Consider the following 15745-nt stretch of genomic DNA (forward strand, 5'->3'; position numbering starts at 1 on the left):
TCAGGCGCCGACCGCCGCCAGCGGTGAGAAGTGGGTGGCGTCCCCCTTGCGGACGCTGCTGCGTACGCCGTCCACGCTGACCGGCACCTCGCCCGCGAGCGTGATCCGGTGCAGCCGCCGGTGCTGGTCGTCGTAGTCGTCGACCGCGTAGTGCTGGGTCGCCTGGTTGTCCCAGACGGCCAGGTCACCGAGCCGCCAGCTCCACCGGACGGTGTTGTCGAGCCGGGTGACGTGGCGCTGGAGCAGCTGGAACAGGTCGGAGGAGTCGCGGCCGGAGAGACCGACGAAGTGGCGGATGAAGTGGCCGAGCAGGAGCGTCCGCTCGCCGGTGACGGGGTGGATCCGCACGACGGGGTGCTCGGTCTCGTACTCCAGGTGCCCGAACTCGTCGCGGTAGGCCTGCTCCTTGACGTCGATCCCACCGATCCGCTTCTCGTCGCGCTCGGCGGCGTAGTCGTAGAGGTTCGAGTGGACCGCCCACAGCCGGTCGACGAGCGCCTTCAGGGCCGGGTGCAGCGACTCGTAGGCGCGGGTCGTGTTGGCCCAGACCGTCGTGCCGCCGTAGGGCGGCAGCTCCACGGCCCGCAGCAGGGAGGCGGAGGGGATCCGGTCGACGAAGGTCACGTCGGTGTGCCAGCTGTTGGCCTTCCCCGTGTCGGAGTCGATCGGCAGGATCGCCTCGCCGTCACCCGCGACCGTGGGATGGGGCTTGGTCACCGTGCCGAGCAGGCCGGCGAACGCGCGCTGCTCGGCGTCGCCCGCGTCGTGCTGGTCGCGCAGGAAGATCACCTTGTGGGCGGCCAGCGCCCGCTTGATCTCGGCCACCTGCTCGGGAGGGACGTCGCCGCCGATGACGACGCCGCCGATCTGGGCGCCGAGGTGGGCGCCGACCTTGCGGACCTCGATCGTGGCGTAGCCGGGCTCGGGCTCGGCCTGGGTGGCGATGGTCTCGGTGGTCAGGGGGCGGTCGAGCTGGATGGTCATGGACTGTCCTCTCGGAGGGTGGGTGGGGCAGGACGACGCCGCGCTACGGGCGCCAGCGGGAGAAGCGCCGCTCGAGGAGCAGCAGGAGGAAGTTGAAGCCGACGCCGATCACCGAGATCGTGAGGATGCCGGCGTACATCTCGGGAATCTGGAAGTTGTTCTGCGCCGAGATGATGAGGTAGCCGAGCCCGGCCTTGGCGCCGACGAACTCGGTCGTGATGAGCACCATCATCGAGGCGGCGCCGGAGAGGCGGACGCCCGTGAAGATGGTCGGGACGGCGGCCGGCAGCACCACCTTGCGGAACAGGCTCAGCTGGGAGAGCCCCAGCGACCGGGCGGACTTCACCAGCAGCGGGTCGACGTTGCGGGCGCCGCTGATCGTGTTGAAGAGGACGACCCAGAAGCAGGCGTAGGTGATCATCGCGATCTTGGAGAAGTCGCCGATGCCGAGGATGAGCGTGAACACCGGGATCAGCGCGACGGCGGCGGTGTTGAGAAAGACGGTCAGCAGCGGGCTGAGCACGTCGGCGGCCGTCCGGTACCAGGCGATGAGCAGGCCGAGCGGGATCGCTATCGCGTTGGCGACGACGAAGCCGGTCAGCGAGCGGTGCAGGCTGGCGACGATGTCGGTCCACAGGGTGCCGTCGGAGATCAGCCGCCCGAGGGCCTGGATCACGGTGGTGAAGGGTGGCAGGAAGGCCGGCTCGACCCAGCCCGCCTGGGGGGCGACCTGCCACAGTGCCAGGAAGGCGACGACCGCGATGACGCGCTTGAGCGCGACGGTCAGCCCGCGGCCGACGGCTCTCGCGACGGGCGTACGCCGGGCCAGGACCGCGACCGGAGTGGTGCCGCGCCCTTCCTCCGCCCGGCGGGGCGACGGGACCGATGACGGGGTGGACGCCGGCTCGGGGTCCAGGGCGACCCGCAGGTCGGTGGTGGTGTCACTCATGACTGCTCCTAGACCGCGACGGGGGTGTGCTGGTTGTCGAGGCTGCGGCGCACCTCGTCGCGCAGCAGCTGCCAGATGTGGTGGCGGCGTTCGACGAACGCCGGGGTCGAGCGGCGGTCCTCGCCGTCGCCGGCCTCGGGGAGGTCGATGTCGACGATCGCCTTGATCCGACCGGGCCGGGAGGTCATCACCGCGACGCGCTGGCCGAGGTAGACGGCCTCCTCGATGCCGTGGGTGATGAAGAGGACCGTGGCGCCGGTGCGGCGCCAGATGCCGAGCAGGTCGTCCTGCAGCGCCTCCCGGGTCTGGGCGTCGAGGGCGGCGTACGGCTCGTCCATGAGCAGCACCGCGGGCTCGTAGGCGAGGCTGCGGGCGATCGCGACCCGCTGCTTCATGCCGCCGGAGAGCTCGTGCGGGTAGCGGTCGGCGAAGGCGGACAACCCGACCAGGTCGAGCACCTCGCGGGCCCGCTCCTGGCGCTCCCGGCGCGGCACCTTCTTCTCCTCGAGCCCGAACTCGACGTTGGCGAGGGCGGTGCGCCACGGGAAGAGGGCGTACTGCTGGAAGACGACGCCGCGGTCGAGGCCGGGCCCGGTGATCGGGCGCCCGTCCAGGGTGACCTCGCCGCGGGTGGGCCGGGTCAGCCCGGCGACCAGGTCGAGCAGCGTCGACTTGCCGCAGCCCGACGGCCCGACCAGGGTGAGGAACTCACCGGCCGGAACCTCCAGGCTCACGTCGTCGAGGGCGACGAACTCACCGCCGGTGGTCCGGTCGCGGAACGACTGGGTGACGTTCCGGATGCTGATGCTCGTGGTCATCGCTGATCACCCACCCTGCTTGGAGCTGGACTCGGCGTGGGGGTTGAACTCGTTGGTGTAGAGGTCGTCGGAGGCCGGGACCTCCTTGACCGAGCCGGTCGACAGCAGCCAGTCCTTCCAGAGCTCGAAGTCGCTGTCCTTGATCTCGCCGTAGGACGAGGGCACTCCCGAGCTGAGCCAGTACTGGATGCTCTCGGTGTTCTCGTTGGTCCGCTTGCGGGCCTCGATGATCTTCACGAACCTGGCGCGCACCTGGTCCTGGGGCGTGGCCTTCTCCCACTCGATGGCCTTGCCGACGCCGTCGACGAAGGCGCGCACCGCGTCGGGGTTCTTGGCGATGAGGTCCTTGCGGAAGACGTACTGGCCTCCGTTGAAGTGGCCGTACTGGTCCAGCTCGGTCCAGAGCGGGTGGATGCCCCCGTGAGCGAGGGCGAGCTGCTGGAACTGGCCGGTGAGAGCGGCGACGTCGACCTGGTGCCGACGCAGGGCGTCCTCCTGGTTGGTCGGTGGCAGCACGACGAGCTCGACCTTCTTGATCTCGTCCTCGGAGAGACCGGCGGCGCGGAGCTCGTTGAAGACGTCGGCCTCGTTCTGGCCGCCGAGCGTGTTGACGGCGACCTTCTTGCCGACCAGGTCCTTCGCGCTCTTGAGCGGGCTGCCGTCGAGGACGTAGTAGCCCGTGAAGGTCTTGTCGTCGCCGCCGTAGTAGTTCAGCACCGCCTTGATCGGGGCTCCGGAGCTCACCAGCTTCTCGACGGCCCCGCCGAAGGCGCCGCCGAAGTCGGTCTGGCCGGTCGCTGCGGACTGGACGTCCTGGGGGCCGGAGATGGTGTTGCCGACCCACTTCAGCTTGACCTTGCCCTTGAAGTAGCCGAGGTCCTCGGCCAGCTCGGGCAGCGTGACCTGGTTGTTCCAGCCCTGGTAGCGCAGCGTGGTCACCCCGCCCTTGGACTCGGCGCCGGACGAGGCACCGCAGGCGGTGAGCGCGGTGGCCGCGAGGGCGGCGACCACCGAGAGGAGGAGGGCCGAGCGGGTCCGGCCGCGCGGCCGGCGCGAGCGATCGGTCGTGGAGGGTCGTGTCACGGATCTGTCCTTCGGATCGGGGAACGGGAGGAGGTCACTTGCCCGAGGCGAGCGCCAGGTCGGCGCTGTAGACGCTGTCGGGGCGGGGCAGGCCGTAGTGGTCGCGCAGGGTGTCGCCGGCGTACTCGGTCCGGAACAGCCCGCGCTCCTGCAGGATCGGGACGACCCGGTCGATGAACGCGTCGAGGAGCTGGGGGTAGAGCGGCGGCATGACGTTGAAGCCGTCCGCGGCACCGTTCTCGAACCACTCCTGGATCGTGTCGGCGATCTGCACCGGCGTGCCGTGCACGACGTTGTGCCCGCGGCCGCCGGCCAGCCGGTGGAGCAGCTGGCGCAGCGTGGGCCGGTCGCGCTCGAGGATGTTGGCGATGACCTGCTTGCGGCTCCGGCTGTTGTCGAGCACGTTGCCGGCGCTCCCGAAGGCCTCGATCGGGACAACCTCGTCCAGGTCGAGGTGGCGCAGCGAGACGCCGCCCATCTTCTCGAGCTGGTCGAGCCCGTACGCCGGCACGGTCAGGCCGTTGAAGTGCTCGTAGAGCTCCCTCGCCTCCTCGGCGGTGTCGGCGATGAACGGGCTGATGCCCGGCAGCACGAGGACGTGGTCGGGGTTGCGGCCGAACGACCGCGCGCGGCTCTTGATGTCGTCGTAGAACGCCCGGGCGTCGGAGAGCGTCTGGTGGGCGGTGAAGATCGCCTCGGCGTTGCGGGCGGCGAAGGCTCGACCCTCGTTCGACGACCCCGCCTGGATGTAGACGGGGCGGCCCTGCGGCGAGCGCGGTGCGTTGAACGGGCCCTTCACCTTGAGGTGACGCCCCACGTGGTCGATCGCGTGGACCTTGCTGACGTCGACGTAGTCGCCGGACGGCCGGTCGGCGACGACGGCGTCGTCCTCCCAGCTGTCCCAGAGCAACGTGGCGACGTCGACGAACTCCTGGGCGCGCTCGTAGCGGTCCTCGTTGCTGGGCGTCGCGTCGAGACCGAAGTTGCGGGCGGCGTCCTCGCTGAAGGTGGTGACGATGTTCCAGCCGGCCCGGCCGCCGGAGATGCGGTCGAGGCTGCTGAAGAGGCGGGCCAGGTTGTAGGGCTCGTAGAACGAGGTGGAGGCGGTCGAGACGAGGCCGATCCGCTCGGTCGCCGTCGCGATCGCGGTGAGCAGGGTGATCGGCTCGAACTCGTGGCTGGGCCGGTAGCCGGTGCCGTACCAGGCGGGACTGTCGGCCAGGAAGACGGCGTCCAGCTTGGCCGCCTCGGCGGTGCGGGCGATCTCCTGGTACCAGGTGATGTCGCCGACCCGCTCGACGGAGCTGTCGGCGTGCCGCCACGAGGCCTCGTGGTGGCCGGTGTCGTGCAGGAAGGCGTTGAGGCTCAGCTGGCGGCCGGTCTGGGCGTTCACAGGGGGTCCCTTCTGGTGGGGTGGGGGCGAGGGCGCGCCGCAGAGCGGCCCGGGTCGATGACGGGGGCCGAGAGGGCGCAGGGAGTGGGGGAAGCCCGCAGGGGCGGAGGTCAGTGAGAGCAGCGACAGGAACGGCCGCCGAGAGGGCGGGGTCGATTCGTTCTCATGTAACTACAGTAAGACACTCGACTTTAAAGAGTCAACGACGTCCACGTTCTGGACGGCGCGTGTCGCGCCGGCCTTCCGTGGGCTGACGCTCAGACGGAGATCGCGGCGAGTGCCGCGCGGATGCGGCCGGGGATGGTGGTCGACGTACGCGCCTCGCGGTCGACGAAGACGTGCACGAAGTGGCCGTGCGCGACCGCCTCGTCGGAGTCGGTCGTGAAGATGGCGATGCCGTAGGTGACGGCGCGGTCGCCGAGCCGGTCCACGCGCAGCCCGGCGCGCAGCCGCTGCGGGTAGGCGACCGGCGCGTGGTAGCTGCAGCCCGACTCGACGACCAGCCCGATCACTGGCGCGTGCTCGATGTCGAGGCCGCCGCGCTCGATGAGGTACTCGTTGGCGACGGAGTCGAAGTAGCTGTAGTAGGTCACGTTGTTGACGTGGCCGTAGACGTCGTTGTCCATCCAGCGGGTGGTGATCTCGGCATGGTGCGGATAGTCGCCGTACGCCGGCCGACTCGGCTTCTCCACCGGCGCCGCCATCACCAGGCCCGGAGCGCGTCGCTGAAGATCGCGTGGAGCTCGTCCTCGTGCACCGGGCTGGGCGCGTTGTCGAGCAGCCGGCGCTGGGGCGCCGCACCCGCGACGAGGGCCGGGACGTCGTCGAGGGTGTAGCCGACGCCGCCGATGCCGTTGGGGGCGCCGACGTCGTGCATCAGGCTCCCGACCGCCTCGGCGAGCACGTCGCCGGCCTCGCGCGGGCCGACGCCGGCGGTGTCGCCGCCCAGGAGCCGGGCCGCCTCCAAGTGACGGAACGGCGTGGTCGGGGCGAGGGCCCGGAAGGCGGCCGGGGCGGTGACGGCCACGGCGAAGCCGTGCGGGACGAGCGACTCGGTGCCGACGTAGCCGGCCGGCCGGTAGTCCGAGCCGATGTCGTGCAGCACGCCCGCGACGGCGTACGCCATCGCGTGCGGGACGTGCACGCCGGCGTTGCCGAACGCGATGCCGGCCAGGGTGGCCGCCCACATCATCTGGTGGCGCGCCTCCTCGTCGTGCTCGTCGGCGACGGCCCGGCGCAGGTAGCGGCCGATCAGCTCGATGGCCTGGCGCGCACCCAGGTCGCTCCAGGGGTTGGCGCCCTGGCTGGCCGGGCGGGCCGTCACCGGCGAGGCGACCGGTCGGCCGACGTAGGCGCGCGCGGTCAGCGACTCGACCGCGTGGCAGAGCACGTCCAGGCCGCTGCTCGCGACCACGTCCGCAGGGAGGGAGGCGGTGGTGCGCGGGTCGACGACCGCCTCCGTCGGCCGCAGCAGGGGGCTGCTGACGCCGGTCTTCGCATGGGCCGAGACGAGGTCGAAGATCGCGATGCCGGTGACCTCGCTGCCGGTGCCGCTCGTCGTCGGGCAGGCGACGTGGGGCTTGAGCGGGCCGGGCACGGGCGTGGCGGCACCGAGCGGCGCGTTCACGTAGTCGATCAGCTCACCCGGGTGGGTGCTGAGCAGGTCGGCGAGCTTGGCGGTGTCGATCACCGAGCCGCCACCGAGGGAGACGAAGGCGTCGGGCTTGGCCTCGCGCGCGAACCCGACGGCGGCCTGCATCGACGCGTCGGTCGGCTCGACGAGGACCTCGTCGAAGACCACCACCTCGAGGTTCTGCTCGCGCAGGGCGGCCATCGTGTCGTCGTACCACTCGGTGCGGCGGAGCCGGGCGTCGGTGAAGAGCGCGACCCGGCCGCCGTCGGGCAGGTGGCGGGCGACCCGCAGCCCCACCTCGCGCAGCGAGCCGGGACCGAAGGTGACGCGCGAGGCGTCGACGGTGAAGGCCGACTCGAGCTCGACGTGTTCGGCGTGGGCGTGGTGAAGGTGAGGGCGCATCGCGGCTGACGTTAGTGGGCGATCGGGTGGCGTGGGCAGTGCCGTGCCCATTCGGCGGGCATGGACGCCCGCCTCCGCTCGGCTCTAGCGTCGTCCGGAGCGAGACCGAGGAGGCGCGATGGGCAGGCCCGACCGCAACGCCGGCCTCGACCCGGAGGTCGACCACGAGGAGATCTATCGCAACCTCGGGCTCCACGAGTTCCCGTGGGACCTCAACCAGGCACTCAGCTTCGCGCTCTTCCGCACCTACGCCGTGCCGAGCATCGGTCGGCTGCTCTTCGAGACCGGCGAGTTCACCACCCGCACCCAGAAGCGGTACGACGACACCTCGCTGCTCCTCGAGGCGGGGCTCGTGTCGGGCCTGGACTCGGCCGACGGCAAGGTCGCGCTGCGCCGGATCAATGCCATGCACCGGATGTACGACATCTCCGACGACGACCTGCGCTACGTCCTCGCCACCTTCGTCGTCGTACCCCAGCGCTGGCTCGACTCCTACGGGTGGCGGCGGCTGACCGACGCCGAGCGGCTCGCCACCGTCCGCTACTACCAGGCGCTGGGGAGCCGGATGGGTATCAAGGACATCCCCGACACCTACGCCGGCTTCGCGCGGCTGATGGACGACTACGAGGCGGCCCACTTCGACTACGACGAGGGCGGCCGCCGGGTCGCCGATGCCACCCTCGACCTGCTGGTCGGCTTCTGTCCCCGGCCGCTCGCACCGCTGGTGCGGGTCTTCAGCCGGGCGCTGATGGACCCACCGCTGCTGCGCGCCTTCTGCTACCCCGAGCCGAGCCCGCTCGTCCGCCGGATCTCCACCGGCGGGCTGCGCCTCCGCGCCCGGCTGGTCGCGCGCCTCCCGCCGCGCCGGCGCCCGAAGCTGGTCCGCGACATGCGTCGCATCCGCTCCTACCCCCACGGGTTCGACCTCGCCGACCTGGGCACCTTCACCACCGGGTGCCCGGTCCAGCGGACCTCGGACCCGGCCTCGCCCTCGGCCACAGGCTCGGCCTGACCCGGTATCGGCCTGTCGCACTCGCGCCGGTCGGCGGCGCGCCGGGCAGCACGGTTCCGGCTACGAAGCGGCCGCGTCGCGCTCGACCGTCCCGACGAGCACGCCGAAGACGATCGTCCGGTCGTCGGTGTGGAACAGCTCCGAGCAGGTGGTGAGGGTCAGCAGGTGCTGCGAGGCGTCCTGTGGTGGCTCGGCACCGCCGGCAGTCGGATTTCTGGGCACCGGGTCGGTCACCCAGGTGGCGGTGCTCGACACGACGAGATCCGTGCCGCCCGTCACGAGGCGGTAGGTGTACGTGGCGGTGGCGGTCTCGACGACGACCTCGTCGCCCTCCCTCAGGTCGGGCATGTCCCGAAGCGGCTCGCCGTGGGTCACGCGGTGCGCAGCGAGCGCGTAGTTGCCGGCCTCACCCGGACCGGCCGTCCCCTCGTAGTGTCCGAAGCCGCTGGCGAGCGCGGCGCTGTCGGTACCCTCCAGCACGGGAACGCGGTAGCCGGCACCGAACCGGGGGATGCGGACGAGCGCCTCGGCCTTTCCCCACTTCGTGCGGACCGATGGGTGACCGGTCGCCCATGACTCGTGCAGACGGCGCTCGAGGTCGTGGTGGCGATGGTGGGAGACGACGTTCGTGCCGGCGTACTCCCAGCCGACGTAGCCCAGCAGCACGACTCCGAGGCAAGCCAGGACCAGGCCGGGCCACATCGACCCTCGCCAGAGCCCCCTCGCGGCCCGGGCAGTCATCGAGGACCGCCCGGGCGCGAGCCGAAGAGCCGTGCCGTCAGGAGGCGCGCCTACGCCGGGCCGCCCAGGCTGCGGCGGATCCACCGGCGATGAGCAGCACGCCGACGGGGAGCAGCCACCAGGAGGGCCCGCCCGTGCTGGCCAGCGCACCGGAGGCGCTCGGGTCGCCCGCACTCGCCGAGACATCGCCTGTCGCACCGCTGAAGGTGTTGGTGACGCGGACCGTGCTGCCGGGCGCAGCGACAACCCGGCCGTCACGCCGTCCGCCGGCGCGCCTGTCGGAGTCGCTGTAGGTGACCGTGTCGTCCTCCGCCACGTGAGTCTCCTTCACCGTGCAGCTCGCGCCGAGCGGCACTTCGACGCGCTTGCGGCCGCCGTTGCTGAGCTTGAACGCCGCATCCCGGGCCGGGAGCGTGACCGCACCCTGAGCAGTCGTGCAGGCGAGCACGAACGGGTAGGGACCCACGGGTCCGTTGACGACCTTCTTCTCGATCAGCAGCTGCGCCGCGTCGAAGGTGTTCGTCACCGTGACGTCGCCGCCCGTGGCCGTCAGCGCGAGCGCCCCGCTCCGGGTCGGGTGGGTGACCCGGCTGGAGGTGGCGCCCCCGGCGTCGGTCTCCCGGGCCCAGCACGCCGCGCCGACCGGGAGGTCGGCGACCGTGACGGACTGGCCGGCCTGCAGCGCGTGCGGCTCGTCGGTGACGAGCGGCGTGTCGACGCCGTTCTGCGGCAGCACGCAGCTGACCGCGACGTCGTACGTGCGACCCGACGCGAACGCCGCCGCGGCGCCCTCGACCTTCTTCGACAACGTCAGCGAGGCGAGGTCGAAGGTGTTCGTGACGGTCAGCTCGAGGTGCTGGAGGTCGCTCGGCGTCCCGTCGACCACCTCGGCCCCGTCGGCGTAGGAACCGGTCGCGCTGCTGTGCGACGTCGCGCCACCGGTGGCGGTCTCCTCCGCCCAGCACCGCGTGCCGAGCGGCAGCAGGACGGGGTCGCCGTCGGCGTCGGTCAGCTCGTGGCGCTCGCCGCCCTTGATCTGCACGGGCGCGGAGTAGACGACGCTGGTCGCGCTGCCCTGGGCGCAGGTCACGAGCACCGTGAAGGTGGCGTTGGTCGCGTAGGCGGCCGTCGCTCCGGCACCCGCGAGCACCTTCGAGAGCGCGACGGTGCCGGCCGAGAACTCGTTGGTGAAGGTGGCCTCGACCGTGTTGTCGTCGGCGTTCTGGACGATCGTCACGGTGACAGGCGCCGGCGTGGCGTCCGCTCCACCGTTCCCGGTCTCGGAGACCGTGCAGACGGCGCCGACCGGCAGCAGCAGCGGTACGTCGGCCGAGATCTCGCTCTCACCCGCGAGACGGTGTGCCTCCACCGTGACCGGGGCGATGGCGTCACCGTCGAACGTGCACGCCACCTGGAAGGTGAACGGTCCGCGCGGGAGCGGTGCGCCGGCTCCGGCGATCCTCTTGACGATCCGCAGGTGCCCCTGCTCGAAGGTGTTGGTGACCGCGAGCTGCGCGGCCCCGTCCGCCGTGACCTGGACACCCGTCGACGGCGCGACGACGGTGCCCGTGGCGCCGTGCGCGTCGAGCTCGGTCGCCGTGCAGAGCGCACCGGTCGGGACGTCGAGCCGCTCGGCGTCGCCCGCTGCCACCGACACGGTCTGCGGGAACCCCGTCACCGTGGTGCCGGCGAAGCTGCAGTCCACCGTCACCGGGTAGCTCTTGCCCGCCCCGTACTGCGCGGCCGGGCCGGCCACCGTCTTGGAGACGGTGAGACTCGTCAGCGGGAAGGCGTTGCTGATCGTGACGGCCGAGGCGTTGTCCTGCGTGCCGAGCTGCGGCTTGATCGTCACAGCCACCGGGTCGCCGGTCGGGTGGTCGCTCACGCCACCCTGCGCGTCGGTCTCCGTGACCTCGCAGCGTGCTCCGGCAGGGACTCCGGTGACGTCGGCGTGCTCGCCGTCGTGCAGGCTGAGGGTGCCCGTGGCGACCGTCTGCTCGGGGTTGCCGACCGGGTCGATCGTGCACGAGTAGGCGAACTTGAACTGCAGACCGCTGACCGGCAGGGCACCCGGATTCTGGGTGACCTGCTTGGTCACGCGCAGGGTTCCGTACGCGGTCGCGACCCCGACCTGGATCGGCTCGGTGGCGGGCAGGACGCGGTCCGCGCCCGCCGACCGCTTCGTGGTCTCGGCATGGCCGAAGGAGTTCCAGGCGATGGTCGGGTCGGCGACCCGGGTCACCTGGAGCGGGGTGTTCATCGAGAACCGGATGCTCACGCCGTCACCCGGCGCGAGCGGCGTCCCCCAGGAGACCCGCATCTGGGCGGCGACGGCGCTCGGGCCGAAGGGCGCCGACCAGGAGCCCGCCGCGCACGTGTTCGCCATGGAGAGGTCGCCCGTGCAGAGCGGCTCGGAGTCGGCGTACGTCGTCACCAGCGCGCCGGCGCCGACGAGGGCCGGCTCCGTGGCGAGGGTGGGCCGGTTGTCCCACTGGGTGCCGCGGTCGGTGCTGCTGAGCACCACGCCCTTGTCGCCCTCGACCGGGAACCGGTCGACGACGCGCATCGCCGTGGCCGGCTCGGTGCCCGCGTTGACGAAGCGGAGCAGGTAGTCGAACCGGTCGCCCGGGTTGACCAGCGCGACGCAGGGGTAGGCGGTGTACGTGCGCCCGGCCTCGGTGCGGGCCGGGCAGGACGCGTCACCGATCGGGACGGCCTGCTGGGCGACGTTGTTCCACCATCCCAGGGCGTCGGTGCCGGCCACCCACTTGCGGGCCTGGAACGCGGCGCCGGCCTTGGTCGTCACCGCCGCGGAGTCCGTGCACCAGGTGCCGGCACCGAACGAGCCGTCGGAGGACGTGCCGCTTCCGGTGCCGCACGCGAGCTGCGGGTGCGAGGACGTGGCGCCCATGCGGTTGGTGCTGACCTGCCCCTCGACGACGCCGGGCGCGAGGGTCACCTGGATCTGGAGCGTGAGGGTGGCACCCGGGCGCAGGACCCACGAGCCGAACGACCAGCGCAGCCCGGTGACCGTGCCGTTGTCGGCGACGGTCGAGAAGTCCGGAGCCGGGACGGCATCGGTGCCGGCCGGGACCTGGGTGGCGACGACCTTGAACGGCCGGCCGCCGTCGCCCTGGAACGACTCGTCGAAGCTGAGCCCCGCCGGAAGGGTGTCCTCGACCACGAGACCGGGCAGGTCGGCGGTGCCGGTGTTGGTCACCTTGAGCAGGAACGGCGCCGTCTCACCGGGGGCGATGGAGCTGTTCGGGCTCTTGTCGACCGAGAGCTGGGGGCTGCCGGCGACGAACCCGAGCGTGGCGTCCACGGGGTCGATCGGCTGGGTCGTGCCGGCCGCCTGCAGTCGGGTCTCGAAGCCGCCGGTGGCCGTGTTGGTCAGCGTCACCCGACCGACGGGCTGGCCGTCGGAGCGCCGGGCGGCACGCGGGTGCACGTCGACGACGACCGCGCCGGTGCAGGAGGCTGGCGTCGGCGAGCCCTCGCAGGGGCGCAGGGCGTAGCCGCCGGTGCTGGAGGTGAAGGTGAACCGCAGGCCGATCACGTCGCCGGCCGCGACCCCGGTCGGCAGGCCCCACGGTGCTGCGCCATCCGGCGAGCCGGGCTTCCAACCGGTCGAGGTGAGTGCGTCGATCGTGACCCGGTCCGCGCCGAGCGGGAAGGTGACCGCGCTGATCGTGCCGAGGTCGACGGCGTCCCAGAAGTCGCTGGTGTCACCGGCGGCGACACGGTCGTCGTCGGTCACCAGCAGACGGTTCGCGCTGACGTTGCCCGTGTTCGCGACGGTCAGCCTGAGCTTGGCCGTCTGCTGGCCCACGCCCGGGATCTGCTCGGCGAGCTGGCCGGGCTGCAGGGACTTGTTGAGCACGGCGCCGCTCGAGGCGGGCGCCGTCTGCACGCCCGCGGCGCAGACGTCGCCGCTGAAGCCGGACCACCCCGTCGCCCAGCTGGAGAAGCAGTTGGTCACCTGCTGGCCGTCGGTGATCCCGTCGCGGCGCTGCACCGTGAGCCGCAGGAAGACGCGCTTGGTCGGGGTCAGCTCGCCGAGGACCCGGACCCGCACACCGGTGGCCGCCTCGAGCAGGGCGCTGTCGCTGGCGTCGTAGGTGACCCACTGACCGGTGCCGCGCGGGTCGTAGACCTCGAGCGCAGTGGCCGGCGTACCCGAATCCTTGGTCACGGTCGCCGACAGGAGCCGGACGGTGTCGAACGGGTTGTCCTGGGCACGCGGCGTGCCGTCGGCGTCCGCCGGCGGGTCGCTGATCACCGGCGACACGAGCGGCAGGTTGCCGTTGTTGGTGAGGGTGAGGTCGAAGTCGACCGGCTGACCGGGCGGAAGGGTGGACTGGCTGCTCGTCTTCGTGCCCGACCCCGAGCTACGGGGGGCTTCCACCGTCAGGCTCGCGCAAGCGTTCCCAGCGGCCGTGCCCGTGCTGTTCGACGTCGTCGCCTTCGCCTGCCAGGAGGCACAGTTCCCGACACCCGGGGAAGTGCCGTTCGGCAGGTCGTCGTCGTCGACGGAGTCGTTCAAGGTGCCGTGGATGTCGAGGTACGCCGTGCTGCCCTCGGCGATCGTCGCCTGGTCGTCGGCGTCCACGCCGGTGTAGGTGACCTCGAGACCGGTCACCCCGACACCCGGTCCGGTGACGTCAACGGTGGCGTTGGCCGTGTGCGTGAAGGTCGCCGTGGTGCTGTCCGCGTAGGTGACCACGAGGCTCGCCGACGTGGCTCCGGCCGGCAACCGGAGCCGCACCGACGTCACGTCGACGGAGTCGAACTCCGAGAGGCCGGCGGCCGCCCCGGGGTCCGGCTCCGTGATGACGAGCGTCCGCAGCGGGAACGGCGAGAAGTTCTTGGCCGAGATCGTCGCGGTCACCGGGGAGTGCCGGCCGACGACGGCGTACTCGCCGGCGCCCCGGGACCAGTCACCGTCGGTGTCGGCGACGAAGGTCTTCTGCGCGTTGACCAGGACCGTGTCGGGGAGGATGTCGAAGGTGTCGCAGGCCTGGGTGCCGGTGGTGCTGACACCCGCGTCGTCGACGGCGGCTGGGACGGCGCAGTTCGACACCGTCTGGCGGCTGCTGGGCTTGATCGGGCTTCCGCTGGTGCGGAGCGCGTCACGAAGGCGCAGCCCGGCGCGCACCTCGCCGCCGGTCGCGTCGTAGGGGAGGGCGGCCCCGCCGGCGTCGACGAAGACGACGCGGATCCCGGTCACCTGGCCAGCGGAGGGGACGGCGAACGTGCCCGTCGACGTCCGCGTGTCGACCAGGGCATAGTCACCGGCGGCACAGGTGCCGGCCGGCTGCGTGCAGACCAGCAGACGCGCGGTGTCGGCACCGGCCGGGAGCCGGGTGAGCTCGACTCCGGTCAGGTCGAAGCGCTCGTACGTCGCGGCGGTGTCGTCGGTCAGTGAGAGCTCGTCGATGATGACGGGGCCGGTGGAGGCGTTGCGCACGCCCAGCACCGCGGTGGTGTCCTCGTCGCTCCCCGCGATGGCGGAGCCATCGGTCCAGTTCTTCGTGGCGACGGGCTTGACCACGCGAGGCACCTCGACGTCGACCACGTTGGTGTCCGACGCCTCCGGCGCGTTGTCGGCGACAGTGGTCGCGGTGTTGCTGATCGTGCTGCCGTCGGCGAGCCCGGTGTCCGCCGGCAGCCGCACGCCGATCTCAAGGACGCGGGTGGCGCCGTCGTTCAGGCCGACCGAGCCGACGGGGGCCTGGAGGGGCTCGAGGAACGAGATCGTCAGCGTCCGGGTGGCGGAGTCGTAGGTGACCGTCCGCTGAGCGGTCGCCTGCGGCAGCGAGGTGACGTCGAGCCCCGCGGGAAGCACGTCGGTGACGGTCTGGTTGACGCACCCGGCGGTCAGGCCGGAGCAGCGCGCGGCGACGGTGTAGGTGAACTGGTCACCGGGGCGCGCCGGCGTTCCGTTGAGGTCGTTCTCCTTCGTCACGCCGACCACCGACTGAGGAACCGCGGCGGCCAGGGCACGGACACCGGAGCGGGTCGACGCCTGGGGGCCGGTCGACGGGTCGGCGGACGGGTCGGCGGAGGGGTCGGCGGAGGGGCTGGTCGACGGGCTGCCGACCTCGTCCGACGCGGCGTCGCTCGCCACATCGCCATTGGCGGAGGCGGTGGAGCTGGTCGCCGTGGGAGTCGGGTCCGGTTCCGAGGCGAATGACGTCCCACTGGCGACGACCAGCAGGGCGGTCGCCCAGATGACGGCGTGGCGCCACCGACGCGCGGCCATCAGCGCAGTCCCCCGACAGTCGCGATGTGTGTCCCGAAAGGCAGCGCGAATCCCATGTCGCGCACGGCAAGCATGTGCGTGTGTCCCCTAACGATGCCGCCCCATGCGGCCTCTTGACCCGGCTGGTGCCCAAAGCCCCCACAGGCTGGGTGCGCGACACAGGTCGCACGACGGGTCGGTGCCAGCATGGATGCGATCTGGCTCGACGGTCCCAAGAAGGGCGGGGAACCACCGGCCGGATCAGCGGGCTTTGCCCGACGATCCGCTCAGGTCGCCGCTCCTCCGGCCGGCGCCGGGCCCGGGTTCACCGTCCCGGTCACCGGGCCCGAACGGGCCACGGGCGGACGAGGTGTTCGGTGGACGAAGTGGCCGTTCCGCGCCGCCTCCTGAGGCGCGTGCCCTATCGTCCTTTACTCATCCGAGTCAGCGTTCGAGGGGGATCGCGATGCGTCGCGAGGTGTGCGG

General features: G+C 71.8%; 10 protein-coding genes. 1 reads left to right on the top strand and 9 read right to left on the bottom strand.

What is annotated here, in order from left to right:
- The 7 genes from BM236_RS04300 to BM236_RS04330 all read right to left on the bottom strand — a co-directional run bounded on the left by BM236_RS04300 (position 1) and on the right by BM236_RS04330 (position 7262).
- Positions 1-984: a TauD/TfdA dioxygenase family protein gene (locus BM236_RS04300; RefSeq protein ID WP_091120587.1), complete on the bottom strand. Its 984-nt coding sequence runs from the start codon at positions 982-984 to the stop codon at positions 1-3.
- A gap of 43 nt (positions 985-1027) precedes the next feature.
- The gene (locus tag BM236_RS04305; RefSeq protein WP_091120589.1) at positions 1028-1933 is read right to left on the bottom strand and encodes an ABC transporter permease; all 906 of its coding nucleotides are present in this window, start codon (positions 1931-1933) and stop codon (positions 1028-1030) included.
- Positions 1934-1941: 8 nt separating this feature from the next.
- Positions 1942-2751, bottom strand: a complete 810-nt coding sequence (locus BM236_RS04310; protein WP_091120591.1) for an ABC transporter ATP-binding protein — start codon at positions 2749-2751, stop codon at positions 1942-1944.
- A gap of 6 nt (positions 2752-2757) precedes the next feature.
- Entirely contained in the window at positions 2758-3834 is a 1077-nt protein-coding gene (locus tag BM236_RS04315) for an ABC transporter substrate-binding protein (protein ID WP_091120593.1), read from the bottom strand.
- A gap of 34 nt (positions 3835-3868) precedes the next feature.
- The gene (locus BM236_RS04320) at positions 3869-5227 is read right to left on the bottom strand and encodes an LLM class flavin-dependent oxidoreductase (RefSeq protein ID WP_091120595.1); all 1359 of its coding nucleotides are present in this window, start codon (positions 5225-5227) and stop codon (positions 3869-3871) included.
- Positions 5228-5484: 257 nt separating this feature from the next.
- Complete coding sequence (locus tag BM236_RS04325) at positions 5485-5919, bottom strand: acyl-CoA thioesterase (protein ID WP_245750122.1); 435 nt, start codon at positions 5917-5919, stop codon at positions 5485-5487.
- Positions 5920-5930: 11 nt separating this feature from the next.
- The gene (locus BM236_RS04330; RefSeq protein ID WP_091120597.1) at positions 5931-7262 is read right to left on the bottom strand and encodes a hydroxyacid-oxoacid transhydrogenase; all 1332 of its coding nucleotides are present in this window, start codon (positions 7260-7262) and stop codon (positions 5931-5933) included.
- Between the two features lie 118 nt (positions 7263-7380).
- On the opposite strand from BM236_RS04330, the gene BM236_RS04335 reads away from it, so the two are divergent.
- Complete coding sequence (locus BM236_RS04335; RefSeq protein WP_091120599.1) at positions 7381-8274, top strand: oxygenase MpaB family protein; 894 nt, start codon at positions 7381-7383, stop codon at positions 8272-8274.
- Between the two features lie 60 nt (positions 8275-8334).
- On the opposite strand, the gene BM236_RS04340 is transcribed toward BM236_RS04335, so the two are convergent.
- Positions 8335-9015: a class E sortase gene (locus BM236_RS04340; protein ID WP_091120602.1), complete on the bottom strand. Its 681-nt coding sequence runs from the start codon at positions 9013-9015 to the stop codon at positions 8335-8337.
- Between the two features lie 37 nt (positions 9016-9052).
- Positions 9053-15280: a DUF5979 domain-containing protein gene (locus BM236_RS04345; protein ID WP_091120604.1), complete on the bottom strand. Its 6228-nt coding sequence runs from the start codon at positions 15278-15280 to the stop codon at positions 9053-9055.
- Positions 15281-15745 lie beyond the last annotated feature (465 nt).

This window comes from Nocardioides terrae (assembly GCF_900112345.1).
GTDB classification, from domain to species: Bacteria; Actinomycetota; Actinomycetes; order Propionibacteriales; family Nocardioidaceae; genus Nocardioides; species Nocardioides terrae.

What these genes read in the sequence shown, in the direction of transcription:
- BM236_RS04330 (WP_091120597.1), bottom strand. Translation starts at nt 7,262, where the DNA reads ATGCGCCCTCACCTTCACCACGCCCACGCCGAACACGTCGAGCTCGAG.
- BM236_RS04345 (WP_091120604.1), bottom strand. Translation starts at nt 15,280, where the DNA reads ATGGCCGCGCGTCGGTGGCGCCACGCCGTCATCTGGGCGACCGCCCTG.
- BM236_RS04310 (WP_091120591.1), bottom strand. Translation starts at nt 2,751, where the DNA reads ATGACCACGAGCATCAGCATCCGGAACGTCACCCAGTCGTTCCGCGAC.
- BM236_RS04340 (WP_091120602.1), bottom strand. Translation starts at nt 9,015, where the DNA reads ATGACTGCCCGGGCCGCGAGGGGGCTCTGGCGAGGGTCGATGTGGCCC.
- BM236_RS04335 (WP_091120599.1), top strand. Translation starts at nt 7,381, where the DNA reads ATGGGCAGGCCCGACCGCAACGCCGGCCTCGACCCGGAGGTCGACCAC.
- BM236_RS04305 (WP_091120589.1), bottom strand. Translation starts at nt 1,933, where the DNA reads ATGAGTGACACCACCACCGACCTGCGGGTCGCCCTGGACCCCGAGCCG.
- BM236_RS04300 (WP_091120587.1), bottom strand. Translation starts at nt 984, where the DNA reads ATGACCATCCAGCTCGACCGCCCCCTGACCACCGAGACCATCGCCACC.